The following is a 24,593-nucleotide window of genomic DNA, read 5'->3' as shown; positions in this document are numbered from 1 at the left end:
CGATCAGGCGTTACTGTGCCTGCCAGGCGTACCAGCGGTTGCCGATCTCGTCGCGGTGCTCGGCCCAATAGGCCATGTCGGCATTCACCTGCACCGCCGTTTGCGCATCGGGCAGCGTGGCACGAACCGCCGGGTCCATCAGATCGGCCGACCCGAGGTTAACGGGCGCATAGCCGGTCGCGGCGGCAAAGGCGGCCTGCCCCTCCGCACTGGTCGCTTGGGCGATGAACTTCATCGCGGCGTCCTTGTGGGCGGTGCCCTTCGGCACGACCAGCGCGTCGGCGGCGGTAATGTTCTGGTCCCAGCTGATGCCGACCCGCATACCGTCAGCTTGCAGCGCGGCCAGACGGCCGTTCCAGAAGAAACCGATCGGCGCCTCGCCGGAGGCGAGAAGCTGCTGCGACTGCGCGCCCCCTTCCCACCAGATGATATCGGACTTGATGGTATCCAGCTTGGCAAACGCCCGGTCCAGATCCAGCGGATAGAGCGCATCCGGGGCCACGCCATCGGCCAGCAGCGCCGCCTCGATCACACCGGGGGCCGACCATTTGTAGAAGGTCCGCTTGCCGGGAAATTTGGTGGTGTCGAACAGATCGGCCAGCGTGGCGGGCTGCGCATCGCTGAAATTTGCCGGGTTCCAGCCCAGAACGAAGGAATAATAGAACGAGCCCACCGCGTAATCCGACACGAAGCGCGGGTCGAGCTTCGCCTTGTCGATCACCGTGAAATCCAGCGGCTCCAACAGGCCCTGCTTCCCCGCTTGCAGCGCCCAGTCAAATTCCGCATCGACCACATCCCAGGTCACGGCACCCGCCTCGACCATGGCTTTGATCTTGCCATAGTCGGTTGGCCCGTCCTGCATCACACCAGTGCCGGTTTTCTCGGTGAAGGGCTGGGCCCAGTTGGCGGCCTGCGCATCCTGGGTTGTGCCGCCCCAGGAGGTGAAGACCATATCCTCGGCCATGGCGGCATGCGCCGTCAGGGCGCTGGCGACGGCCAGCGCGAACATCGTTTTCTTCATGGCATTCTTCCCTGTTGTGTTTTCAGTTTTCAGCGCATGACGAACGGGTCCGGGATCGGATCGTCCGAGGTGCGCAGCCACACGGTCTTCACCGTCGTGTAGTCCAGCGCCGCCGCCAGCCCGCCCTCGCGGCCATGGCCGGAAAGACCGTGGCCACCAAAAGGCGCGATGGGAGAAACGGCGCGATAGGTATTCACCCAGACGATCCCGGCGCGGATACCGCGGATCATCCGGTGCGCCCGCGTCAGACTGCGGGTGAACACGCCCGAGGCAAGGCCATAGGCGGTGTCATTGGCCAGTTGCAGCGCCTCGGCCTCGGTATCGAAGGTGACGACGGATAGGACCGGGCCAAACAGTTCTTGCCTGACCGAAGGCGCATCGGGCACGTCGGAACAATCAAGGATCGTCGGCGGATAGTAAAAACCCGCGCCTTGCGGCATCTGCCCGCCGGTCACGAGCTTTGCCCCCGCCGCCAGCGTTTCCGTCACCAGCCCGTGCAGCCGGTCGCGCTGCCGCGCGGTGCACAGCGGGCCGACCTCGGTTTCCATCGCATCGGGGGCGCCGATGGCCACCGCCTCGGCCTTGGCCTTCAGCCGGGCAAGGAAAGCATCCTTCACGCTGCGCTGCACCAGCAGGCGCGAACCGGCGACACAGCTTTGCCCGGTGGCCGCGAAGATGCCTGCCACCTGCGCATTGGCTGCGCTGTCCAGATCGGCGTCGTCAAACACGATGAAGGGTGACTTGCCGCCAAGTTCCAGTGAGGTTTTCGCAAGGTTTTCGGCAGACGCGCGCACGATATGCCGCGCGGTCTCCGGCCCGCCGGTGAAGGCGATATGGGCAACCTTCGGATGGGTGGTCAGCGCCACCCCCGCCTCGGGCCCGCCGGTCAGGATGTTCACGACCCCTGCCGGGAACCCCGCCTGATCGACCAGTCGGGCAAATTCCAACAGCGGCGCGGGGCCGTCCTCGCTGGCCTTCAGCACCACCGTGCAGCCCGCAGCCAGCGCCGGGCCCAGCTTCACCGCGCTGAGGAACAGCTGGCTGTTCCACGGCACGATGGCCGCCACCACGCCCACGGGTTCACGCCGCAGCCAGACCTCCATATCCGGTTTGTCGATGGGCAGATGCGCGCCCTCGATCTTGTCGGCCAACCCTGCGTAATAGCGATAGTACTCCGCGACATAGGCGATCTGCGCGCTGGTCTCGCGGATGATCTTGCCGGTATCACGGGTTTCCAGCGCTGCCAGACGCGGCGCCGCTTCCTGCACCAGATCGGCCAGACGATAAAGCAGCTTGCCCCGCGCGGTCGCCGTGGTCGCGGCCCAGGTGCCAAAGGCCCGGTCCGCCGCCACCACCGCCCGGCCCACATCTTCGGCCGAGGCGGCGGGCATCCGCGCCCAAGGCGTGCCGGTCGCGGGGTCGATGCTGTCGAACCCCTGCGCGGCATCCTCGAAACGCCCGTCGATATAGTGCTGGAAACGGTCCATGGTCTGTCCTCAGGCGAAGGCGGGCATCACGTCACGGATAAAGCGTTCGAGCGAAGCCTTCTTCCGCGCGAAGCTCATGCCGCTGTCGATCCAGAAGCTGAACTCATCATAGCCCATCGCCTCATAGGATTTGATGCGTTCGATAACCTCGGGCGCCTCGCCAATGATCTGGTTCTTGCGCATCGCCTCGGCTGAATAGAACGGATGGGCGGCGACATCCTCAGGGGTCAGCGTTTCGATCAGACCCATCGAGATGGGACGTTCATTTTTGAACCAGGCGCCGAAGTAGTTGTAGAACATGTTCAGCTCCTCCGCGCCCTGCTGCGCATCGGCCTCGCTATCCGCGACATAGGTGTGGCGCAGGACCATGATCCTGGGCCGGGCGATCTCAGGGAATTTGGCGCAGGCCGCGTTGAAACGCTCCATCAGGCTTTGCACTTCCTCATCGCCCAGATGCAGCGGCGTCACCTGCACGTTGCAGCCCTGCGAGACGGCAAATTCATGGCTGTTCGGATCACGCGCCGCCACCCAGATCGGCGGGTGCGGCTGCTGCATCGGCAAGGGCGCGGAGGTGGTTTTCGGGAACTGCCAATATTCGCCGTCATGGGCATAATCGCCCTGCCACAGCGCCTTGATGGCCGGCACCAGCTCGCGCATCCGGCCGCCCGCGCCCCAGGCATCCATCCCCGGCATCAGCCGTTCGTATTCGAAGTTGTAGGCGCCGCGTGCGATACCCAGTTCCAGCCGCCCGCCGGTGATGATGTCGGCCATCGCCGCCTCGCCCGCCAGCCGGATCGGATGCCAGAACGGCGCGATCACTGTGCCGGTGCCCAGACGCACGTTCTTCGTCTGATGCGCCAGATCGACGAGGTTCAACAGCGGATTGGGCGCGATGGTGAAGTTCATGCCGTGATGTTCACCCGTCCAGATGGCATGCATCCCGCCTTCGTCGGCAATCCGGCACAGTGCGATCATCTCGTCGTAAAGCTGCTTCTGGTCCTCTTCGGCCGAGACGCGCTCCATATGGATGAAAAGTGAGAATTTCATGGGTTACCTTTCCCCGGTCCTTTGCACGCGTCCCTGTTCGTGGGTCCCGAAATAGATGCCGTAATTGCCGATCCGCGCCTCGTCGGCCAACCGCTCCAGCATGACGCGCATCGCCGGGTCCGTCACGTCGGCCACGCCTTCGGCTGTCAGGTCAACGAAAGCGCCGCGTGCGGGGCGGCCTGTCTCGGCGGCGCAGCGGAAGGCGATATGCTGCCGTCCCTGCGCGACATCTTCGTAAACGGCGTAGATCGAGCCCGGCGCTGCGGTCAGCCCGGTCGCGGCGATCAACTGCGCAAGCGCGGTCTGGACACCTTCGCGGCCCACCCGCGCGGTGGGCAGAGTCAGCCCGCCCTGCCCGTCATCCATCAACAGGATCTGGCCACCCGCCTCCAGAATAGCCGAGATCACGACATCGGGCCCGGTCGGCAGTTGCGCCGCCGTCTGGGCCGGGGTGACATAGGCGCCGCGGTAATAGCCCAGCCCCGGCGCAGGCGTGGCCTCGAACCCGCCGATGCGGCCAATAAGAATGGTGTGATCCCCCGCCGCAACGGCCTGTTCCAGCGTGCAGTCGAACCATGCCGAAACCCCCGCGATCAGCGGTGAGCCGACCGGCCCCTTGCGCCAGTAGACGGTGGCAAAGCGATCCTCCACCGGCCGCGCGAAAGTGGCGGAAACATCCTTCTGCCCCTCGGCCAGAATGTTCACGGCAAAGCCCGGCGCGCTTTCAAAAGCGGCGCGGTTGATCGAACTGTTGGCAATGGACACCAGCAGCAGCGGCGGATCGAGTGAGACGGAGGAGAAGGAATTGGCGGTAAAGCCCAAGGGCTTGCCATCCGGCCCGAGGGCGGTGACCACGGTCACCCCGGTCATGAAACAGCCAAAGGCATCGCGCAGCGCGCGGGGGTCCAGCGGGGTTCCGGTCATGCCTGCGCCTCCATCGTTGCAAGCCAGCGTTTCATCTCGGCCGTCACCGCCTCGGGCGCGGTGAGGTTGACCATATGGCGGTGCCCGGCAATCACGACCGCCCGGCCCTGCGGCGCCATGGCGGCCATCGCCTCGGTCATCGCCGGGGTCGAGTTGGCATCTCCGTCACCCGTCAGCACCAGCAGCGGACAACAGATGGCCGACAGGCGGTCGGCATAGACATCATCACCTTCCGCGAAGGCGCGATAGGCGGCGGCATAGCCCGCCGCATCGACCCTGCGCAGCAAGCCCGCAACCTGATCGCGCGCCGCCTCGTCCCCCGGCCCGAACCAGCGCGCCAAAGGCACCTCGATCCCGTTGGCCCCGGTCGCGATTTCCGTCGCCCGCGCCTCGACCGCCGCGCGCGCCTCGGGACTGCGACGATGCACGCCGTTCAGAAGTGCAACCCCGCGCACGAGATCCGGGCGTTCAACCGCGAGGCCCCCGGCGATCAGCGCACCCATCGAATGCCCCGCCAGCGCGACCGGCCCAAGGGCCAGCGACTCCACTACCTGCGCCACCCAGGAGACATAGTCGGGCAGGCGCGCGCCTTCGGGCAGCGGGTCGCTGCCGCCATGGCCCGGCATGTCCACCGCGATCACATGCGCGGTGTCGGCCAGCGCCCCGATCTGCGGCCCCCAGGCCTCGGCCCGAAGGCCGACGCCGTGGATCAGCAGCAGCGCCGCGCCGGATCCGGCCTCCAGCAACCGGACCGCGCTGCCGTCAGACAGCCGCAGGGTTCGAGACATCATGCCCCAGATCCTTCAGATCCTGATAACGGTCGCCAATACGGTGATGCGGGCGCCCGCCGGTCGAGGCCCCCAGCGCCACGACGATTTCATCTGCCGCAGGCGCATCGGGAATGGCAAAATGAATGGTCTGGTAGTGCGAGCGGCGACCCTCGTCATTCTTGTCCATCAGCGGGATCATCACCGGGCAGTTGGCCGCCCCCCGCACATTGGTGAAAGCCAGATAGGTCCTGGCGGCGAGTGCCTGACGGTAATGATTGCCGAAGCGCAGCGTGTGGATCAGCGCATTGGCGTGTTCCAGCTCGCCGTCGAGCCCCACGACTGCCGCCTTGCCATAGCCCTCGACATTATCGGCGCCGCCCGCTGCATCCAGGATCATCCCGGTAAGCAGCGCGCCCAGTTCCGGCGCGACGGCATGGATTTCCGGCTTCAGATCCTCGACGAAACCACGCCCGGCCCAGGGGTTCTTCAGCACCGCCGCCGCCGCAATCAGTTTCAGCGGACGCGGTGCGGCGCGGCCGCCTTCGACCAGCGTGGTTTCGATGGTGATGAGCGTCTTGCGAATCTGCGCCGACATGCCCTGAGTCCCTCCGGTTCGTTGTGATGGTATGTTGGTATACCATAATACGATATGTCAAGAACAACTTGCGCGAAGACCGGGGCGCGTCTAATCTGCGGCCATGGATCAGACACCCGAACACGACCTGCGCATCGCCCATTCACCTACCACCCTGCGGGAGCTGGCGGTTGAACGGCTCCGCCATGCCATCATCACCGGCCGCTTCACCGGCGGTGACCGACTGGTCGAACGCACGCTCTGCGATCAGCTGGGTGTGTCACGGTCCGTGGTGCGCGAGGCGATCCGCTATCTGGAGGCCGAGGGGCTGGTGGAAACGCTGGGCCGCAGCGGCCCGGTCGTGGCAACGCTGGACTGGACGCGCGCACGCCAGATCTATGATATCCGCCGCTTGCTGGAAGCCGATGCCGCTGCTGCCTGTGCAGACATCGCAGATGCGGCGGTGAAGGACAGGCTGCGCGCCGCGCTGGCAGAGCTTGAGGCCGCCTTCACCGATGCGGCCCCGCAGAAACTTTACGCTGCTACAACAGCGTTTTACGAAGTGATTTTCACCTCCGCGGGGCATGACATCGCATGGGAGATCGTGCAGCGCCTGAACAGCCGTATCTCGCGGCTGCGGGCGCTGACACTGGCCACAACCGACCGTCGGATTTCCGGCCCCGCGCATATGGCGCGAATCTGTGCCGCCATCTGCGCCAATGACCCCGAAGCTGCTGCCGACGCGGTACGCGCCCATCTGCGGGATGCGGCCGAAATCGCCCGGCAATTGCTGGAGGATCAGGGATGAGCGCCTATTGGATTGCCCATGTGACGGTCACGGACCCGGATGCCTATGCCGGATATCAGGCATTGGCCCCGGCAGCCTTCACCGCCCACGGCGCACGGTTTCTGGCGCGGGGTGGTCCCTCCGAGGTGCTCGAAGGTCCGGTGCTGGACCGGCATGTAGTGATCGAATTTCCGACCCTGGCGGATGCGCGCGCCTGCTACGACTCGGCGGAATACCGGGCCGCCCGCGCCCGGCGTGAAGGGGCGGCAACGGTGCATGTGGTCATTGTTGAAGGCCTGCCCGGCTGAACGGTCTGAACGACAATGAAAAGCCGGGCGCGATGCACGCGCCCGGCCTGATGTTTCCGTTGCCCTGTCAGGCGCTCAGATCGAAACGGTCGGCGTTCATCACCTTGGTCCAGGCGGCCACGAAGTCCCTCACGAACTTCCCGGCGTTGTCGTCCTGAGCATAGACCTCGGCATAGGAGCGCAGGATCGAATTGGAACCGAACACCAGATCCGCCCGCGTCGCCGTCCATTTCACCGCGCCGGTTTTGCGGTCGCGGATTTCATAGACACCCGAACCGACGGGATGCCAGCTATAGGCCATGTCGGTTAGGTTGACGAAGAAGTCCGGGGTCAACGCGCCAACGCGATCCGTGAACACACCATGCGCCGTGCCGCCGTGGTTGGTGCCCATGGCCCGCATACCGCCGACCAGCACGGTCATTTCCGGCGCGGTCAGGCCCAGAAGCTGCGCCCGGTCCAGCAGCATCTCCTCGGGGCTGACAATGTAATCCTTCTTCTGCCAGTTGCGGAAGCCATCAGCCAACGGCTCCATCACGTCGAAGGACTCGGCATCGGTCATCGCATCGGTCGCGTCGCCACGGCCCGGTGCGAAGGGCACCTCGACGGCATGGCCCGCAGCCCGGGCCGCCTGTTCCACCCCGACATTGCCCGCCAGCACGATCACATCCGCGACCGAAGCGCCCGCTGCGGCGGCAATCGGCTCCAGGACAGACAGTACACGCGCCAGACGCGCCGGCTCGTTCCCGGCCCAGTCCTTCTGCGGGGCCAGACGGATGCGGGCGCCATTAGCCCCGCCCCGCATGTCAGAGCCGCGATAGGTGCGGGCGCTGTCCCATGCGGTCGCGACCATATCGGCCAGCGACAGGCCGGAGGCGGCAATCTTCGCCTTCACCGCCGCCACATCCCAGCCGGTCGACCCCGCCGGAACCGGATCTTGCCAGATCAGGTCTTCGGCCGGGACGTCAGGCCCGATGTAGCGCACCTTCGGCCCCATGTCGCGGTGGGTCAGTTTGAACCATGCACGGGCGAAGGTCTCTGTGAAATACTCCGGGTCCGCCATGAACTTCTGGCAGATCGCGTTGTAGGCCGGGTCCATGCGCATGGCCATGTCGGCGTCGGTCATCATCGGATTATGGCGCTTCGACGGGTCTGTGGCGTCCAGCGGCTTGTCTTCCTCGCGGATGCTGACCGGCTCCCACTGCCAGGCACCGGCGGGAGATTTGCGCAACTCCCACTCATGGCCGAACAGCATCTCGAAAAAGCCCATGTCGAACTTCGTCGGGTGCGTGGTCCAGGCGCCTTCGATGCCCGAAGTCATGGCACGGTTGGCCTGGCCGTTCTGGTCGGGGTTAGCCCAGCCGAAGCCCTGCGCCTCGATCCCAGCCGCTTCCGGCTCCGGGCCGAGCCGCGCGGCATTGCCCATGCCATGCGCCTTGCCGACGGTGTGACCACCCGCGGTCAGCGCCACGGTTTCTTCGTCATTCATCGCCATGCGGGCGAAGGTCTCGCGCACCTGAGCGGCGGTCTTCAGCGGATCGGGCTTGCCGTTCACGCCTTCCGGGTTGACGTAGATGAGGCCCATCTGCACGGCGGCAAGCGGGTTTTCCATGGTGTCCGGCTTTTCGACATCGCCATAGCGATTGTCCGAAGGCGCCAGCCATTCCTTTTCCGCGCCCCAGTAAACGTCTTTCTCGGGGTGCCAGATGTCGGCGCGGCCAAAACCGAAACCGAAGGATTTCAGGCCCATGTTTTCATAGGCCACCGTCCCGGCGAGGATCATCAGATCGGCCCAGGAAATCTTGTTGCCGTATTTCTTCTTCAGCGGCCACAGCAGGCGGCGGGCCTTGTCGAGGCTGGCGTTGTCCGGCCACGAGTTCAGCGGCGCGAAACGCTGGTTGCCGGTGCCGCCACCGCCACGGCCATCGGCCAAGCGATACGATCCGGCCGAGTGCCAGGCCATGCGGATGAACAGACCGCCGTAGTGACCCCAGTCCGCCGGCCACCAGTCCTGGCTGTCGGTCAGCAGCGCATGCATATCCTTTTTCAGCGCATCGAAATCCAGCGTCTTGACGGCTTCGCGATAGCTGAACTCTGCCCCCATCGGGTCGGACTTGCTGTCATGCTGATGCAGAATGTCGAGGTTCAGTGCATTGGGCCACCAGCTGACGACCGATGCGCCGGTCTCGGTGTTCCCGCCATGCATCACCGGGCATTTCCCGGCGGGGTTCATGTCGTTTCCGTCCATCTTGCTCTCCCACTTCTGGCTTCCTGCCCGCTGCATCAGGGTCGGTCCGAATCCCGTTCCCCAAGGCTGGCCGGCGCTTGATGGCAAGGTTGTGGCACGGTTCTTCCATAATTAGAATTTGCATTTTCTAATGATGGCGATATGCAGGACTTATGATCGGTCTGTCGATGCGCCATCTGCGATATTTCGATGCGCTGGCCCAATATGGCCATTTCGGTCGCGCGGCCGAGGCCTGCGCGATCTCGCAGCCTGCACTGTCGCTTCAGATCAAGGAACTGGAGGAAATCCTTGGCACGCCTCTGGTCGAACGCGGGGCGCGACGCATCCGGCTGACGGCCTTGGGCGAGGCCTTTGCGCTGCGGGTGCGGGATATCCTGCGGGCCGTGGATGAACTGGGTGCACTGGCCCGTGCCTCGCAGGGTCCGCTGGTGGGGCAGTTGCGGATCGGCGTTATTCCCACCGTCGCGCCGTATCTCCTGCCCCGCGTGATCAAGGAACTGGCCGCTGCCTTCCCCGGCATTGACCTGCGCCCGCGCGAGGCGGTGACTCAGCGCCTGATCGAGGATCTGGCCGAAGGACGGATGGATACCGCCATCGTCGCCCTGCCGATTTCCGAACCCTTCCTGCATGAAGAGGCCCTCTTTGACGAGGAATTCGTGCTGGTGCGGCCACAGGAGGATGCCGCAAAGCCGGTTCCGAAACCCGAAAAGCTGCGCGAGATGCGGCTTCTGCTGCTGGAAGAGGGCCATTGCTTCCGCGATCAGGCGCTGTCGTTCTGCGAAATGACAGCGGCCACCCCTCGCGATCTGATGGAGGGCAGCTCGCTTTCAACACTGGTGCAGATGGTCGGCGCCGGGATCGGGGTCACGCTGATCCCGGAAATGGCAGCGCCGATCGAAACCCGGTCGGCAGCGGTATCGCTGGCCCGTCTGACAGAGCCGCGCCCGCGCCGGACCATTGGCATGGTCTGGCGCAAGACCAACCCGCTGGCCCCGCAGCTGACTCGCATCGCCACGATCCTGCGCACCGTCGAATCCGGGGAAAACCCTCCAAATAGGGGCGCCAAAACGTCCGGAAAAGGAATTTAGCGACCTGATACGTCGCTTTTGTGCCCCCGCCGGTGGACTCCCGCAGGCACTTTCCTTAGGGTGACGTCTCGAAACCGTGAGGGAAGAGTATGCTGGATAAAACCTGGGTTCCTGTGGATCTGCGCCGCCCGGCCCGCACCGGCAAGACGCGATCCATCGCAACCGGGTCCGCCTCCAGCCTTGCCGTCACGCAGTTTCCGGGGCTCCTGCCGGGTCAGCCCGGTGTCGCCCCAACGGCATTGAGGCGCCGTATCTGACGTCCCGTTCAGGGTTTCGGCCCTTCTGCCACGCGGATGGGTGCATTCGCATTCCGCCACATGATGTATCAGAACAGGAGACAGGCCATGGCCGAGTCCGGCGACACGCAGGGCATACCCGCGCCCGAAGGCGCGACACAGATCATTGATACCGAATATGAAATCGGACAACACAATATCGAGGGCAACCTCGGCCCCCTGGGGTTTGACATCCACAACCCGGTCTTTCTGGTTTCGGCCCTGTCGGTCGTGGCCTTTGTGTTTTACGCCCTTGCACTGCCCGAACAGGCGGGCGCGGCTTTCGGCTGGCTCCGCCCCTGGCTGACCTCCACCTTTGACTGGTTCTTCATGATCGCCGCGAACATCTTCGTGGTGTTCTGCCTTGTGCTGATCGTCAGCCCCTGGGGCAATGTGCGGCTGGGCGGGCGCGATGCGACGCCGGATTACAGCTACACCGGCTGGTTCGCGATGCTGTTCGCTGCCGGGATGGGCATCGGGCTGATGTTCTTCGGCGTGCTGGAGCCGGTCTATCACATGGCGATTTCCGCCCCGTTGGGCACACCCTCGCCCTTTGACGAGGCAGGCAACCTGATTCCGGAAAATGTGGACCGGGCGAAGGCGATGGGCCTTGCCGCGACGATCTATCACTGGGGTCTGCACCCCTGGGCGATCTATGCCGTTGTCGCGCTGGCGCTGGCGCTGTTTTCCTTCAACAAGGGTCTGCCACTGACCATCCGCTCCGCCTTTTACCCGATCTTCGGCGAAAGGATCTGGGGCTGGACCGGGCATATCATCGACATTCTGGCCGTCTTCGCCACGCTGTTCGGCCTTGCCACCAGCCTCGGCTTCGGCGCGCAACAGGCGAATGCCGGTCTGAACCATGTCTTCGGCATTCCGGTCGACACCACGGTGCAGGTCATCCTGATCACGCTGATCACCGGCGTCGCCCTGTTTTCGGTGCTGCGCGGGCTGGATGGCGGGGTGAAGCTGCTGTCAGAGATCAACATGGGCATCGCGGCGTTGCTGCTGCTGTTCGTACTGCTCGCCGGGCCGACACTGGCCATTCTGGGCGATTTCGGGCAGGGGCTTCTGGCCTATGCGCAGGATCTCGTGCCGCTGTCGAACCCCTTCGGCCGTTCGGATGACGACTACCGCGAGGGCTGGACGGCGTTCTACTGGGCATGGTGGATCAGCTGGTCGCCGTTTGTCGGCATGTTCATCGCGCGGGTTTCGCGCGGCCGGACGGTGCGCGAGTTCATCACCTGTGTCCTCATCATTCCCTCGCTGGTCTGCGTGCTGTGGATGGCCGTCTTCGGCGGCGTGGCGATTGATCAGGTTCTGACGGACCCCGCCACTTCGGCGGTGAAGGCTCAGGTCATCGACAATTACGACCCGCCGCTGTCCCTGTTCGCAATGCTGGAGGGATTGCCGCTCAGTTCCATCACCTCGGTCATCGCCATTGTGCTGGTCATCGTGTTCTTCGTCACCTCGTCGGATTCCGGCTCGCTGGTGATCGACACGATCACGGCGGGCGGCAAGGTCGATGCGCCCATGCCGCAGCGCGTGTTCTGGGCAACGTTCGAGGGCGCGGTGGCCATCGTGCTGCTGGTCGGTGGTGGCCTCGGCGCCCTGCAGGCCATGGTGATCTCGACCGGGCTGCCCTTTGCGCTGGTCCTGCTGCTGATGTGCTGGGCCGTGCTGAAGGGGCTGATGTCCGAGCCACGTTGAACCCATGCCGGGCCGCGGCCTCAGCCGCGGTCCAGCACCTCCACCGACAGGATGGTCGGCAGGTGGCGGGCGATTTCCTCCCAGCTTTCTCCTTCGTCGATGCTGGCGAAGACCGAGCCGGAATTGGTGCCGAAATAGACCCCGGCGGGGTCGCGCGCATCGCCCGCCATTGCCTGTCGCAGCACCGTGAAGAAACAACCCTGTTGCGGCAGGCCCGCGCGCTGCGCCCGCCAGCTTGCCCCGGCATCATCCGACTGCCACACCGCCGCCGCCGCGCCGGGCGGGAAACGGCCATCACGATCCCCGTTCAGTGGCAGCGTCCACAGCCGGTTCGGATCGCGCGGATGCACCCGGATCGGAAAGCCAAAGGTTGAAGGCAGACCGGCGGTGATATCATCCCAGCTTCGCCCGCCGTCAGGGGATCGCCAGACTCCATGGTGGTTCTGCTGATACAGCACATCCCCCGTCCCCGGTGCGCGCATCATGTTGTGAACGCAATGGCCGATCTCGCCACCCTGCGGCCCTGCGGGATGGTCATGCCCGGCACAGCCACCCAGATTGGACAAGCGATTCCGGCGCTCCCATGTCGTGCCGCCATCTTCCGAGGCAAAGACCCCGGCGGCAGAAATCCCGATCCAGAGCTTTTCGGGGGCTTCCGGGTCCGACAGGATGGTATGCAGCACCAGCCCCGCCGCACCGGGGCTCCAGCTTCCGGCAGAGGGGTGATTGTCCAGCCCCTCGACCAGCGCGAAGCTTTGGCCGCCATCGGTGCTGGCCAGAAGATGTGCCGGTTTGGTACCCGCGTAAAGCGTGCCCCCGACCAGCCCCAGCGACCAGATCTGAGTCATGGTTTCGCCGAAAGGCAGCGGCTCGGGGCTCCATCCGATCATCGCGGCGAAATCGGCGTCGCTTTCGGCCCAGCGGTCAAGCTGGCCCCGGCTGAGCCGCGTGACCGTCCAGCTTTGCCCGCCATCATCAGAGCGCCAGACCCCGGCGCCATGCCAGTCCCCGCCCCCGCCTGCCCAGATCGTGCCGGTTTCGGGGTCGCCGATGATATGGTTGATCGGCCATCCGTCGCAGAACGGGCCGGAAACCTTCCAGCCGCCCCGCCCCTCCAGTGCTGTCAGCAGAAAGGCCCCCTTGGTGGTGCCGATCAGAATGCGGAACAATCCTGTGTCCATCTCGCGCCTCCCTGTCCCGGCGGGATGGTAGCACGCGTCCCCGCAGGGCCGAAGCGGCTTCTGTCAGCGAGTGAAACGCAGGCGCAGGTTGAAGCTGTGGCTGTCCTCGGTCAGGCCCTTTGGGGCGGCAGGCATCCGGCCCGCCGCACGCGCGGCCCGCAGCGCCGCCTCGTCCAGCGCGGGCTTGCCCGAGGAGGCGACGAGGCGGATGCCCAACACCTGCCCCGAGCGGGCGACCGTCACCTGAATCGTGACCCTGCCGACGCCCGGATACTGGCGCAGGCGGCGCTCGATCCGCGCCTGGATCGCCGCCCCCCATTGCTTCGCCAGATTGGCGGTCTGCGCCTGCGAGGGTTTGCTTGCCGCCGCCGTATCGCCACCGCCGCTGCCTGCGGCACGGCTGGCCTTCTGACCGGGCGCGGCCTTGGGAGCGCCTGCTGCCTTCGGTGCTCCGGCAGGTTTGGCCTCTGTCGTCCTGGCGGGCTTGGGCGGTTCCGCCGCCTGTTTCTGCTCCGGTCGTTTCGGCGCAGGCTTCCGGGCCGCCTCGGGCAGCACCTCGGGCGGCGGCGGGGCGGCGGGGCTGGCATCAAGGTTCGGGGCAGCCTCCGCCACCTCTGGCACCGCCAGCGCGGATGGTGCCAGCGGCACAGGTGGTGCCGCCTCTGGCGCGGGCAGATCCGGCGCTTCGGAAAGTAACGGGGCCTCGGGCGCATCCGGGAGCGACGGTTCCGCAACGGGCACGGGCGGGCGATCCCATTCCGCCACCAGCCCGGCAATCGCGGGATCAGCGGCTTGCAGCGTCAGCAGATCCAGCCCGCCTGCCCCGGACGACGCCGCCCCCGCAGCCCCGGGCCGCAGCGCAAAAGCCGCCAGATGAAGGCCCACCGCCAGACACAGCGCCAGCACGGCTTGCAGGCGCCCGCTCACTCTGCGCCTCCGGGCCGCGCCACCAGCTCGATTGCCGCAAAGCCCAGCGAAGACAGCCGGGGCAGCAAGGCCGCAAGATCGGCGGCAGGCAATGCCGCATCGGCGCGCAGGGTCAGCCGGGTCGGAACCGCGGCACAATCCACCCCGGCGCAATGTTCCACCCGGGCAGAAGCGAGGGCCTCAAGCGCCTGGTCGCCTTCGGCATCGCGATAACCGATCTTGCCGTCTGCTGACAGGAACAGCGTGAACTCCCCCAGCGCCTCTGCCCCGGATCGGGCCTCAGGTGGTTCGACCGCGAAAGGTTCGGGCGCAGTCAGCCGGGCAGCAATCAGGAAGAAGATCAGCAGCAGGAAGACCACGTTGATCATCGGCAGCAGGTTTTCATCGCCACGACAGCGGGGCGGGTCCGAGAAATCCATCTCAGGGCACCAGAACCAGACGGCTGAAGCCCGCCGCCGACAGCCTGTCCATCACCGCGACCAGCGCCTGAAGATCAGCACCGTCGCGGGCACGCAGCACGATCACATCCGATCCGCTTTCGGTCAGCCGTTCCAGCCCGGCCACCAGCGCATCGGGCGTCACGGTGACACCGTTCAGCCGCAGGCCAGCCGGTGCAAGCTCCACCAGGCGCGGGGGGCCGCTGTAACTGCCCCCCGTTCCTGCGGTGGCGACGGGCAGGGCCCGGTCGGTGCCAAAACGCGAGGCGAGCATGAAGAACACCAGCAGCAGGAACACCACGTCGATCATCGGCGTCAGATTGGGCCTCCGGCGCGGCCGGTCAGGGCCGAAGCGGATCATTCCGCCGCCTGTCGCAATTTCGGCGCGGCGGGCGGTGCGCCATGCAGGATCTGCGTCGCCGCATCCTCCATGTCGTGCCGCAGCGCATCGACCACACTGTCGAACCAGGTCAGCGCCACCTGCGCCGGAATGGCCACCGCCATGCCGGCGGCGGTGGTCAGCAGCGCCTCCCAGATGCCGCCTGCCAGCGTGGCCGGATCAGCGCGGCTGCCCGCCTCCTGCAATGCCTGAAACGCCGCGATCATGCCGGTCACGGTGCCCAGCAGCCCCAGAAGCGGCCCGATGGTCGAGGCAAGCTCCAGCCCCCGCAAACCCGCCCGCGCCTGCGCCAGCAGCTTGCGCGCCACCCGCGCGGTTTCCGCCTCGGCTGCCTCACGATCGAGGGCGGGGTTCTGCGCCGCCCGCATTGCGGCCAGTGCGAGCTGCGCACGAAGCGAGCTGCGCCCGGCCAGCAGCTGCATCGCCGCATCCCGCTGCCCTGTGTGCCAAAGCTCCAGCGCCTCGGCCGTGCGCCGCCCGCCGGACCAGGCCCCGAAGGACAGAAGCCGCATCACCTTCCACAGGATCAGGGCCAGCGCCAGAACCGACAGCACGGCGATGGCCCACATGGCAGGGCCGCCCATGGCGATGAAGGACATCAGCGCAGGGGCCGTGGCGGTGATGGGTTCCTGACCGGACATCGGCGTTTCCTCAAACGTGCGGCACGGCGTCAGCCTGAGCCATGGTTAGCAAAAATCCCCGCCCGGAGAAAGCCTCGCCCCCGTGCGGCGCCGTGTTCACGGCGGATAGCCGTCGGCCACCCTGCCGTTTTCCAGCATCCAGTCCTCAGCCCCCACGGCAACGGCCTGCCGCACCGCGCGGCCAAGTGCCTCGCCCAGGGCGGTATGCAGCCCGGCGAAACGCATCTCTCCCGGCCGGGCGGCCAGCGCGATGCAATCCGTGCCGGTGCCGGTGGCTCGGGCACCATTCCCGAGGCGCAACCCGCTGTCCATCACCGCCGCCGTGCGCGCCTCGGCCACGATGGTCAGCGCCTCAAGCTGCGCAGTTTCGGTCAGCCCGGCCCCGACCACCACAGCGAGGTTGATGGTGCCCACCGGCGCGGGGGCCGTCGCGCGGCGGGCGCCCGCCGTTTCGGCATTGCCAAGCCCGACCGTGGCAATACAGGTGACGGCGATCCCCTCCACCTCTGCCTGCGCGGTGAAATGTCGCCCGATATCGCGCGAGGTCAGCATGCCGACATCCCCCGACGCGCCCTGCCCCGCCATTTCAGCCGCGAACCAGCGGTCCACGTCCAGATCCGGCGTCAAATCAGCATTACGCACCTCGCGCCACAGGATGCGGCGCGCAGTGGCAAAGCCCGGCCGCCACGGCGCGAAGCTGAGCACGCGCATCTCCTGCCCCAGATCGGCGATCAGCCAGGGACGGGCAAGGGTGAGCACAGTCATTCCGACACCGTAGCGAGCGGCTGGAAACTGGGGCCTTCGGGCGTATCGGCACGATGGGCGATGATGTCGAACACCCCGGCCAGAAGCTCAGGCGTCAGCACCGCCTCGGGCGTGCCATCGGCCACCAGCGCGCCCTGATGCAGCACCAGAAGCCGGGTGCAGTGTCGCGCCGCCAGCCCGAGATCGTGCAGCGAGACCACAACACCGCGCCCCTCGTCCGCCAGCGCGCGCAGCACCCGCATGCTGCGGATCTGCTGGGCAGGGTCGAGGCCCGCGACGGGCTCATCCGCCATCAGGAGCGGAGTATCCTGGGCCAGCGCGCGTGCCAGCAGAACCCGCGCCTGCTCCCCGCCAGAAAGGGCCGTTGCCACGCGGTTGCGGAATGGCTCCAGCCCCATGCGGGCGATGGCAGCCGCGACCGAGGGGTGATCTTCGGCCCGGCCACGCGCCATCGCGCCGAGCGAGACCAGATGCGCCACGCTGACCGGCCAGGCGATTTCACGCGCCTGCGGCAGCCAGGCGACCTGCGCCGCGCGCTCTGCCGGGCGCAGCCGGGCGAGCGAGCTCTGGCCACTGGCCTGCACCAGCCCCAGCGCCGCGCGCATCAGCGTGGATTTCCCGGCGCCATTCGGTCCCAGCAACCCCACGCATTCGCCGGGCGCGATGGTCAGGGAAATCTCGCGCAGAACGGGCGTGCTGCTGCGGGACAGGCTCAGACGGTCGAGCGTCAACAGGCTCATGTCTGCCCCCGCATGCGCCAGATCAGATGCAGGAACACCGGCGCGCCCACCAGCGCCATCAGAACGCCGAGTTTGAGATCACGCCCCGGCAGGATGACGCGCACGCCGATATCGGCCGCCAGCACCAGCGCCGCCCCCCCCAGCGCGGCCGCAGGCAACAGCCGCGACGGGCGCCCCCCGACCGCGCCACGCAAGAGATGCGGCACCACCAGCCCGACGAAGCCCACCGCGCCTGCCACCGCCGTGGCGGCGCCGACCGAGGCCGCGACGCCCGTCACCACCAGCAACCGCAGGCGGCGGAGATCGGTGCCCATGGCGGCGGCGGCATCCTCGCCCAGCGTCAGCGCCTCCAGCCCCCGGCCTGTCCGCGCCAGTGCAAGCCAGCCCGCCGCCATGATCGGAAGGGCGATCCAGACATGGGCAAAGCTGCGGTCAGCCAGTGATCCCATCATCCAGAACACGATTTCATTGGCCGCAAACGGGTTGGGCGACAGGTTCAGCACCAGAGAGGTCATTGCGGCGGCCAGCGCCGACAGCGCCACCCCCGCCAGGATCAGCGCCAGCGCGCCACCGCTGCGGCCCGCCAGCAGCAGGATCAGCAACACTCCCGCCAGCGCCCCCGCCAGCGCCGAAAATGGCAGTGCCAGGGTGAAGGCGGCCGCAAAGCCAGTCTGCAATGCCAGCACCGCGCCGAGGGCCGCCGAGGCCGAAACGCCGATCAGACCGGGTTCGGCCAGCGGATTGCGCAAGAGCCCCTGCATTGCCGCCCCCGAAAGGCCAAGGCTCACCCCCACCATCACCGCGAGCAGCGCACGCGGCAGCCGGATTTCCCGCATCACCAGCGTCAACGGCCCGCCATCGCCAAAGACCAGCGCGCGCAGGGATTCCCCTGGACCCGCCGCCGCAACGCCCGTCACCAGCGAGACGAGGAACAGCAGCGCAACCAGCACAGCCAGCAGGGTCAGCAGCCGCGCAAAGCTCATGGCGCGCCCCACTTGCGGGTCGCGGCAAGCCGTTCGGTCGCATCCAGCAGCGCGGGCAGGCCACAGACCCAGTCATTCTCCTCCAGCACCGTCTGCCCGCCGGTCAGCGCGGCAAGCGCGGGGTGGTGCAGCACCTCTTCGGCGCGCGAGGCGCCGGGATAGGGATCGCCCGCAATCACCAGATCGGGGTCGGCCATGATCAGCGCCTCCAGCGGCAGGAAGCCGCCCATGGGCATGCCCAGATCCTCGGCCAGATGGTGATAGCCCGCGCGTTCGATGATCTCGCCCGCAAGGCTCCGGCTGCCCGAGGCATAGCCGTTGGCCGCGAAGGTCGCGGCGGTTGGGCGCTGCGACGGGGCCGGTGGCAGCCGCTCGAGACGGGCATCGAACGCCTCCAGCATGGCCTGCGCCGCCGCCTCACGGCCCAGAGCGCGGCCCATCTCGATCATGCCCTGCCGCACCTCCGCGATGGAACTCGCAGGCGGGAAGGTGACCACGCGGATACCCAGCCTTTCCAGCATCGATACCGTGGCACGCGCCGTATAGGCTCCGGCCAGAACCAGATCGGGCTTCATCAGGTAAACCTCCTCGGCCTGACCCTGATTGGCCGGATAGGCCATGGCCGCCTCGACCATGGTGGAGGAGCGCGGGTCCTGCGCCAGATCGGAGACGGAAATCAACTGCCCCGGCGCGGCCAGGAGGATAGCAAGCTGATCGGTACAGAGATTGATCGAGACGACGCGCCGGGGGGCGTCCGGCGCGGCGAACCCCGGCCCGGTGCTTACCGGACCGGCCAGCAGCAAAAGCAGCGCAAGCTGCCTTACCATTTCGCCTCCAGCCCCAGCCATGCGGTGCGACCTGGCGTTGCATAACCCCAGGTTTCCACATTCTTGCGGTCAAAGAGGTTGGTGACGCGCCCGGTCAGCTGCACGCTGTCGGTCAGATCATAGCGCGCGGCGACATTCACGGTGGTCCAGACCGGGGTCTTGCGGGTTGCAAAGGCGCCCCAGTATTCGGTGCTGTAATTCCCCGCCGCATAGCGGATGTCCGCCGTAACCGAACCGCGGCCGCCAAAGGTCTGCCAGGTGCCTGACAGGCCAAGCTCGTGCCGGGGGCGCAGGATCTCGACCGAGCCGTCGGGGTTCTTTGCGTCCAGATAGGTGTAGTTCATCCCCAGAGACAGCGTGTCGGTGGCTTGCAGGCGACCGCTGAGCTCGATCCCCTGACGCGGGCTTTTGCCCGACTGGTTGACATAGGTCGCCCGGCCCGAGCCATCGGGTGCCGCGCCATAGGCATAGGTGATCTCGTCTTCCAGCTTCTCGTTGAAATAGGTGATGTCGATCAGGCCGCGACCGCCCAGAACCTCGGTCTCGATCCCCAGATCGAAGCCGGTGTTGCGTTCGGGTGCCAGACGGGGATTGCCCAGCGTGTAGCTGTCATCGGCATAAAGTTCGTAATAGGACGGGTTGACCGAGGCGCGGCCCGCCGAGGCATGGACGCGCAGCCCGGTATCCGGCACGCGCCACGACAGGCCGATGTTCCAGCTGGTGAAATCCTCGAAGGTCTTGTTGTTGTCGCGCCGGATGCCAGCCTGGATGTCCAGCCCGTTGTCAAGAAAACCGCGATATTCCAGCGCGACCGAGGTCATGCCGCGCTTGTAACCCGGCGCCGCCGAGGATTCATCATCCTCCTTTTCCGCAAGCAGGTTCAGCAGGTGCGACGCATCTTCCACCGCCTGTCCGTCCAGCGCGTAGCTGAGCCGGTATTTCAGCTTCCCGGTCTCACCCCGCGTGGTCGGGCCGCCGTTGAAGCTCTGCCTGAACAGCGTGTTCTGCCATTCCAGCCGATGGGTCATCCGGCCATCCAGCATCGAAAATTCCGCCCACAAAGCGCCGGTCTGTTCATCGCGGTTGCTGTAGGGCGCCGGGTCATCCACGACGTAGCTGTCGGCATCGGTCGCGGCCCAGTTTTCGGAATCATAGTCGTAGCGCTCTTTCGAGCGGCGCAGGGTGAAGCCCAGCGTCAGATCCTCGGTCGCCTGCCAGTCGCCCGACAGGTTCAGGGTGCGGCGGCGGATACCGTCCTTCTCGCCGCCATCGCCGGACTGGTCATAGCCCTTGTCATCACGATCCGAGAGGCTCAGCTTGAGCCCGCCGCGCGCACTGCGCTGCGACAGGAAGGCCGAGGCGGCAGTGCCGTTGCCGAACTCGATCCGGCCGCCGTAATGCGTGCCCTCATCGCCCTTTTTGGTGATGATGTTGATCACCCCCGTCGAGGCATTGGAGCCGTAAGAAGCCGATTGCGGGCCGCGCAGCACCTCGATCCGGTCGATATCGGCGGCTTCCAGCCCGGTGAAGACATATTCATCGGACCCGGCACTGGCCTCGATCCCGTCGATCAGCACAAGCGTATGGCTGGCCTCGCCGCCCCGGATACGCACCTGCGTATAGGTGCTGCCCGAGCCGGTCACGGAAACCCCTGGCAGCGCGCGCAGGGCATCCTGCACCGTCGCGATGCCGCGATCCGCGATTTCGGCGCCATCCAGCACGGTGACCGACCGGCCATAGGCATTGGCGGCAATGCCGGTCAGGCCGCCGGAAATGATGATCTCATCCATTTCGGTGACCTCCTGCGCCACGGCAGCGCCCGGCACCAGAAGGCAGGTGGTGGCCAGAAGACCAAGATACGACACGCGTTTGGAACCCATGTTCCGTTCTCCCAATCGCGGGCAAATGCCCGACAGACCCGATGTGTCGCGGAAAGGGCTCCGCAGACAGTGCTTGCTGTCACCGCTGCGGTTAAGGCCGCTTCCATGGCGCCCCTCGCGCCCGGAAAGGGTGATCCTCCAAGCAGGTCTCCTGGCTCGCGGGTCGTAGCGTTGCCGGCCTTCCCGGGGCTTTGCCGCCCCAGTGGCATGATCGACGTCGCTCACCGCTGACAGTTGCGGGGGCAGCTACGGCCAGAACGCAGGCGTTCCTCCGTATTCCCTTTTCATCCGGCGGGCCGGAACTTGGTCCTGCGATCTAGGGTCCGGGGGCTGCGCGAGTCAAGGCCGCGCCGCAGCGCGGCGGGTGGATCGCATTCCGCTGTGGCACCATGCACGCACCCCGCCTGCTTGACGGGACCGGGCCAAGCAGCAAAGCTTTGCCCACCCGGGGGAGGAGCGCAGATGACCACGCCGCAGGATGCGGGCTGAACGATCCGGAAAGCCCAGCCCCACAGGCACAATGCGGTAAGCTCTGCGCCATCCCCGAAGCCACGACCAAGGAGCCCCGATGAACTGGACCGATTTCGCCCGCTGGGGCGCCCGTATCGCCGATTGGGGCGCACACTATCATCAGGGTCTGCGCGAGCGCCCGGTCCGCGCCGGCACCCGTCCCGGCGAAGTGGCCGCCGCCCTGCCCGCCTGTCCGCCGGAAACGCCCGAGGCGATGGAGGCAATCTTCGCCGATTTCGAACAGATCGTGATGCCCGGTATGACGCACTGGCAGCACCCGCGCTTCTTCGCCTATTTCCCCGCCAATGCCACGCCGCCCTCGATGCTGGCCGAGTTTCTGGCCAGCACCGTCGCCGCGCAATGCATGCTGTGGCAGACCTCGCCCGCCGCGACCGAGATGGAGACGGTGATGATGGACTGGCTGCGCCAGTCGGTTGGTCTGCCAGAAGGATTCAAGGGGGTCATTCAGGACAGCGCCTCGTCCGCCACGCTCGCCGCTGTGCTGACGATGCGCGAACGCGCGCTGGATTGGGCGGGCAATGAACAGGGCCTGAGCGGCCAGCCGCGCCTGCGGGTCTATTGTTCGGGCGAGGTGCATACCTCCATCGACCGGGCGATCTGGATTTCCGGCATCGGGGCCGCGAACCTCGTCCGCATCCCGACGCAAGGCCCGCGGCGCAGCATGGACCTGGCGGCGCTGGATGCCGCCATCCGTGCCGATCTGGCGGCGGGGTTGCGTCCTTGCGGGGTGATCGCCTGCACCGGAGGCACCGGAACCGGCGCCTGCGACGACATTGCGGCGACGCTTGCCGTGGCGAAGGCGCACAAGCTTTACACCCATGTCGATGCAGCCTGGGCAGGCGCCGCGATGATCTGCCCCGAGTTCCGCGAGTTGTGGACCGGCATAGAAGGCGCCGATTCCATCGTGTTCAATCCGCATAAATGGCTGGGCGTGCAATTCGACTGCGCGGCGCATTTCCTGAGCGACCCCGAACCGCTGGTGCGGACGCTGGCGATCCGGCCGGAATACCTGAAAACCCATGGCGCGGACGGGATCGTCAATTATTCGGAATGGTCGATTCCGCTGGGCCGCCGCTTCCGTGCGCTGAAACTCTGGTTCGTGCTGCGGCATTACGGGCTGGAAGGGCTGCGCACCCGCATCCGCAACCATGTGCGCTGGTCGCAGGCGCTTGCAGACCGGCTGCGCGCCGATCCGCGGTTCGAGATCGTGACCGAGCCGGTCCTGTCACTGTTCACCTTCCGGCTGAAAGGCGCGGATGAGGCGGCGCAGCAGGCCTTCATCAACCGGATCAACGATGATGGCCGCATCTACATCACGCAGACGCGGGTGCAGGATGGGCTGGTGATCCGCTTTCAGGTCGGCCAGTTCGACGCGACCGAGGCCGATGTGGCCACGGCCTTCGAGGTGATCACCGCACTGGCCGGGAACGGTTAACTCCGTTCCAGAAGGCCCCGGATCAGAAACATCTCCGCCTCGTGGATGCAGCCCATCTGCTCCCATTCCGGATCGGTCTGGGTGGCCAGCCGCCATGTCAGCAGCGTCACCACGCATTTGTCGGCGCCGATCTTCAGCACGTCACCGGGGATCACCCGCGACATGTTGCGAAACTGCATGGCCTCTTTCGACGGGCCGACGTCGTAATCCACCTGAAACCGTGCCGGATCGGCGTTCAGCCGGACCCAGGTTTCCTTGCCCGAAAAGACCGAGGTGCCTACAAACAGCCCCGGCTCCGCCTCGCGCCGGTTGGCGCTGCCCCAGGCCCACTGGCCCTGCGCTATCCCGTCGGACATGATGGCAAAGGCCACCTCTGCCGGGCGGTTCACCACGATGCTGCTGGTGTGACAATGATGATCCTGCATGGCGCCCCCTCCTGTTCGCGGGGTCAGGCTGCGCAGCACCCGGCCCGCCTGTCAAGCATCGCCAGCCTGCCTGCGCCAGTCGGTCGGGGTCAGGCCGAACAACGCCTTGAACAGCCGCGAGAACTGCGCCTGATCGGAGAAGCCGAAGCGATAGGCAATCTCGGCCATTGGCAGATGCCGCGAGGCGCCGATCACATCCCGCGCCGCGATCAGCCGTTCCTCGCGGATGAATTGCGAGACGGTCTTGTTGGTATCGCTGAACAGTTCGTGCAGATAGCGTTTGGAGATGCCGCAGGCATCGGCCACATATTCCGGTGACAGGGCGGTGTTTGACAGGTTCTGCCGGATGACATGCTCTGCCCGCCGCAGATGACCCGCCCGCACGGCGGTGCGCACGCCCGCCTCGCCATCTTCGGTATTGCCCTCCAGCGCCAGCGCCAGCACCTCGACCGTCTGCCGCCCCAGAATGGCCGCCGCCCGCGCCTCGGTTTCCGGCAGTACCTGCAGCTGCCCCATCATCGCCGAAAACAGCGCGGGCAGGCCACTGCCCGCGTCTATGATGCGCGCGCAGAACCGATCCGGGTCGCGCAGCTTTTCCGCCAGCATGCGCTTCGAGATTTTCAGCACCGTCAGTTCGTTCGCAGCGCCATAGGAGAACCGATAGGGTTCGTCCCCGCGTTCCAGGATAAACCCGCCGGGATCACAGCGCACCTGACGGCCAAGCTGATGAAACTCCACCGGGCTGCGGCGCGGAATGGTGACCAGATATTCCTCCTCCCGCGTATGCGAGATGTGGTCGGGCAGGCGTTCGTATTGCAGGGGTTCCGTGCAAAGCCGCGACAGGGACACCTGCCCCATCTCGCGCCGCTCCAGCGTGCCGGTGAAGCTGCGCGCATCCCGATAGGTCAGATGCAGCGGAAAATAGGTCTCGGCAATGACACGGTTCCAGTGCGCCGCCCGCTGCGCGGGGGCCGTCAGGGCCGTGCTGTGGGCAGTGATGTCCATGGCGATCTCCCCCGGAGGGCCTGCAAGAATCGCTAACCACGAACGCCCTTCCGTTCAAGAAAATTTCGCGGCGACGCGCCCGGCCTGCACGGAATGACAAAGGGTCATGCGCAGGGCGTCAAGGCCCTGCCCATCCCTGCGCCGGTTTGCAAATGATCCCGCGCCGGTCTGCAAGATCGT

25 protein-coding genes and 1 riboswitch are annotated in these 24,593 nt (G+C 66.4%); of the genes, 6 read left to right on the top strand and 19 right to left on the bottom strand.

The window, feature by feature from the left end; translation table 11 throughout:
* Positions 1 to 10 precede the first annotated feature (10 nt).
* From C8N34_RS12960 to C8N34_RS12935, 6 genes are read right to left on the bottom strand one after another with little or no spacing between them, the layout of a single operon-like run.
* Positions 11 to 1,021 (bottom strand): ABC transporter substrate-binding protein, encoded by a 1,011-nt coding sequence (locus C8N34_RS12960; RefSeq protein ID WP_108129186.1) that lies wholly within the window; start codon positions 1,019 to 1,021, stop codon positions 11 to 13.
* 29 nt (positions 1,022 to 1,050) lie between these two features.
* Positions 1,051 to 2,508 carry an aldehyde dehydrogenase gene (locus C8N34_RS12955; RefSeq protein WP_108129185.1) on the bottom strand — a complete coding sequence of 486 codons (1,458 nt, stop codon included), beginning with the start codon at positions 2,506 to 2,508 and terminating at the stop codon, positions 1,051 to 1,053.
* Between the two features lie 9 nt (positions 2,509 to 2,517).
* Positions 2,518 to 3,555 carry an LLM class flavin-dependent oxidoreductase gene (locus C8N34_RS12950; RefSeq protein WP_054302858.1) on the bottom strand — a complete coding sequence of 346 codons (1,038 nt, stop codon included), beginning with the start codon at positions 3,553 to 3,555 and terminating at the stop codon, positions 2,518 to 2,520.
* Between the two features lie 3 nt (positions 3,556 to 3,558).
* Positions 3,559 to 4,479: a flavin reductase family protein gene (locus tag C8N34_RS12945; RefSeq protein WP_108129184.1), complete on the bottom strand. Its 921-nt coding sequence runs from the start codon at positions 4,477 to 4,479 to the stop codon at positions 3,559 to 3,561.
* Positions 4,476 to 5,270: an alpha/beta fold hydrolase gene (locus C8N34_RS12940; protein WP_108129183.1), complete on the bottom strand. Its 795-nt coding sequence runs from the start codon at positions 5,268 to 5,270 to the stop codon at positions 4,476 to 4,478. Before C8N34_RS12940 ends, C8N34_RS12945 begins: the two co-directional genes overlap by 4 nt.
* Positions 5,242 to 5,844, bottom strand: a complete 603-nt coding sequence (locus C8N34_RS12935) for an amino acid synthesis family protein (RefSeq protein ID WP_054302855.1) — start codon at positions 5,842 to 5,844, stop codon at positions 5,242 to 5,244. Before C8N34_RS12935 ends, C8N34_RS12940 begins: the two co-directional genes overlap by 29 nt.
* A 103-nt stretch (positions 5,845 to 5,947) precedes the next feature.
* Here C8N34_RS12935 and C8N34_RS12930 point away from each other — a divergent pair, with 103 nt between their 5' ends.
* Positions 5,948 to 6,631, top strand: a complete 684-nt coding sequence (locus C8N34_RS12930; RefSeq protein ID WP_108129182.1) for a GntR family transcriptional regulator — start codon at positions 5,948 to 5,950, stop codon at positions 6,629 to 6,631.
* The gene (locus tag C8N34_RS12925; RefSeq protein ID WP_108129181.1) at positions 6,628 to 6,918 is read left to right on the top strand and encodes a DUF1330 domain-containing protein; all 291 of its coding nucleotides are present in this window, start codon (positions 6,628 to 6,630) and stop codon (positions 6,916 to 6,918) included. The genes C8N34_RS12930 and C8N34_RS12925 overlap by 4 nt, the downstream gene beginning before the upstream one ends.
* 67 nt (positions 6,919 to 6,985) lie before the next feature.
* Here the strand turns inward: C8N34_RS12925 and katG are convergent, their stop codons facing one another.
* Positions 6,986 to 9,163, bottom strand: coding sequence for a catalase/peroxidase HPI (gene katG / locus C8N34_RS12920; protein ID WP_108129180.1), 2,178 nt, complete (start codon positions 9,161 to 9,163; stop codon positions 6,986 to 6,988).
* 152 nt (positions 9,164 to 9,315) lie between these two features.
* Between katG and C8N34_RS12915 the strand changes: the two genes are divergently transcribed.
* The 3 genes from C8N34_RS12915 (at position 9,316) to C8N34_RS12910 (ending at position 12,236) form a co-directional block, all read left to right on the top strand.
* Entirely contained in the window at positions 9,316 to 10,251 is a 936-nt protein-coding gene (locus C8N34_RS12915; RefSeq protein WP_108129179.1) for a hydrogen peroxide-inducible genes activator, read from the top strand.
* Positions 10,252 to 10,340: 89 nt separating this feature from the next.
* Positions 10,341 to 10,508 (top strand): hypothetical protein, encoded by a 168-nt coding sequence (locus tag C8N34_RS26365; protein ID WP_158640692.1) that lies wholly within the window; start codon positions 10,341 to 10,343, stop codon positions 10,506 to 10,508.
* 87 nt (positions 10,509 to 10,595) lie between these two features.
* Positions 10,596 to 12,236, top strand: a complete 1,641-nt coding sequence (locus C8N34_RS12910; RefSeq protein WP_054302851.1) for a BCCT family transporter — start codon at positions 10,596 to 10,598, stop codon at positions 12,234 to 12,236.
* 20 nt (positions 12,237 to 12,256) lie between these two features.
* Here the strand turns inward: C8N34_RS12910 and C8N34_RS12905 are convergent, their stop codons facing one another.
* The 10 genes from C8N34_RS12905 to C8N34_RS12860 all read right to left on the bottom strand — a co-directional run bounded on the left by C8N34_RS12905 (position 12,257) and on the right by C8N34_RS12860 (position 21,017).
* Positions 12,257 to 13,417: a WD40/YVTN/BNR-like repeat-containing protein gene (locus C8N34_RS12905; RefSeq protein ID WP_108129178.1), complete on the bottom strand. Its 1,161-nt coding sequence runs from the start codon at positions 13,415 to 13,417 to the stop codon at positions 12,257 to 12,259.
* A gap of 63 nt (positions 13,418 to 13,480) precedes the next feature.
* Entirely contained in the window at positions 13,481 to 14,344 is an 864-nt protein-coding gene (locus C8N34_RS12900) for a TonB family protein (protein WP_108129177.1), read from the bottom strand.
* Entirely contained in the window at positions 14,341 to 14,763 is a 423-nt protein-coding gene (locus C8N34_RS12895; protein WP_108129176.1) for an ExbD/TolR family protein, read from the bottom strand. The genes C8N34_RS12900 and C8N34_RS12895 overlap by 4 nt, the downstream gene beginning before the upstream one ends.
* 1 nt (position 14,764) lies before the next feature.
* The gene (locus C8N34_RS12890; RefSeq protein ID WP_054302847.1) at positions 14,765 to 15,142 is read right to left on the bottom strand and encodes an ExbD/TolR family protein; all 378 of its coding nucleotides are present in this window, start codon (positions 15,140 to 15,142) and stop codon (positions 14,765 to 14,767) included.
* Positions 15,139 to 15,822, bottom strand: coding sequence for a MotA/TolQ/ExbB proton channel family protein (locus C8N34_RS12885; RefSeq protein WP_108129175.1), 684 nt, complete (start codon positions 15,820 to 15,822; stop codon positions 15,139 to 15,141). Before C8N34_RS12885 ends, C8N34_RS12890 begins: the two co-directional genes overlap by 4 nt.
* 96 nt (positions 15,823 to 15,918) lie before the next feature.
* Positions 15,919 to 16,587: an adenosylcobinamide amidohydrolase gene (locus C8N34_RS12880; protein WP_054302845.1), complete on the bottom strand. Its 669-nt coding sequence runs from the start codon at positions 16,585 to 16,587 to the stop codon at positions 15,919 to 15,921.
* Positions 16,584 to 17,327 (bottom strand): ABC transporter ATP-binding protein, encoded by a 744-nt coding sequence (locus tag C8N34_RS12875; RefSeq protein WP_108129174.1) that lies wholly within the window; start codon positions 17,325 to 17,327, stop codon positions 16,584 to 16,586. Before C8N34_RS12875 ends, C8N34_RS12880 begins: the two co-directional genes overlap by 4 nt.
* On the bottom strand, positions 17,324 to 18,310 hold the full coding sequence (locus C8N34_RS12870; protein ID WP_108129173.1) for a FecCD family ABC transporter permease: 987 nt from the start codon (positions 18,308 to 18,310) through the stop codon (positions 17,324 to 17,326). The genes C8N34_RS12875 and C8N34_RS12870 overlap by 4 nt, the downstream gene beginning before the upstream one ends.
* Complete coding sequence (locus tag C8N34_RS12865) at positions 18,307 to 19,137, bottom strand: ABC transporter substrate-binding protein (RefSeq protein WP_108129172.1); 831 nt, start codon at positions 19,135 to 19,137, stop codon at positions 18,307 to 18,309. The genes C8N34_RS12870 and C8N34_RS12865 overlap by 4 nt, the downstream gene beginning before the upstream one ends.
* Positions 19,131 to 21,017, bottom strand: coding sequence for a TonB-dependent receptor plug domain-containing protein (locus tag C8N34_RS12860; protein WP_108129171.1), 1,887 nt, complete (start codon positions 21,015 to 21,017; stop codon positions 19,131 to 19,133). Before C8N34_RS12860 ends, C8N34_RS12865 begins: the two co-directional genes overlap by 7 nt.
* Positions 21,018 to 21,141: 124 nt before the next feature.
* Positions 21,142 to 21,339: riboswitch (cobalamin riboswitch) on the bottom strand.
* Positions 21,340 to 21,585: 246 nt separating this feature from the next.
* On the opposite strand from C8N34_RS12860, the gene C8N34_RS12855 reads away from it, so the two are divergent.
* Positions 21,586 to 22,983: a pyridoxal phosphate-dependent decarboxylase family protein gene (locus tag C8N34_RS12855; RefSeq protein WP_108129170.1), complete on the top strand. Its 1,398-nt coding sequence runs from the start codon at positions 21,586 to 21,588 to the stop codon at positions 22,981 to 22,983.
* Here the strand turns inward: C8N34_RS12855 and C8N34_RS12850 are convergent.
* Positions 22,980 to 23,408 carry a hypothetical protein gene (locus C8N34_RS12850; RefSeq protein WP_108129169.1) on the bottom strand — a complete coding sequence of 143 codons (429 nt, stop codon included), beginning with the start codon at positions 23,406 to 23,408 and terminating at the stop codon, positions 22,980 to 22,982. The two genes, C8N34_RS12855 and C8N34_RS12850, sit on opposite strands and share 4 nt — an antisense overlap.
* 51 nt (positions 23,409 to 23,459) lie before the next feature.
* Positions 23,460 to 24,413 carry an AraC-like ligand-binding domain-containing protein gene (locus tag C8N34_RS12845; protein ID WP_108129168.1) on the bottom strand — a complete coding sequence of 318 codons (954 nt, stop codon included), beginning with the start codon at positions 24,411 to 24,413 and terminating at the stop codon, positions 23,460 to 23,462.
* Between the last annotated feature and the right edge of the window lie 180 nt (positions 24,414 to 24,593).

Source organism: Gemmobacter caeni (assembly GCF_003054195.1).
Classification (GTDB): Bacteria; Pseudomonadota; Alphaproteobacteria; order Rhodobacterales; family Rhodobacteraceae; genus Gemmobacter; species Gemmobacter caeni.
This window is presented reverse-complemented; position numbering and strand designations above follow the sequence as displayed.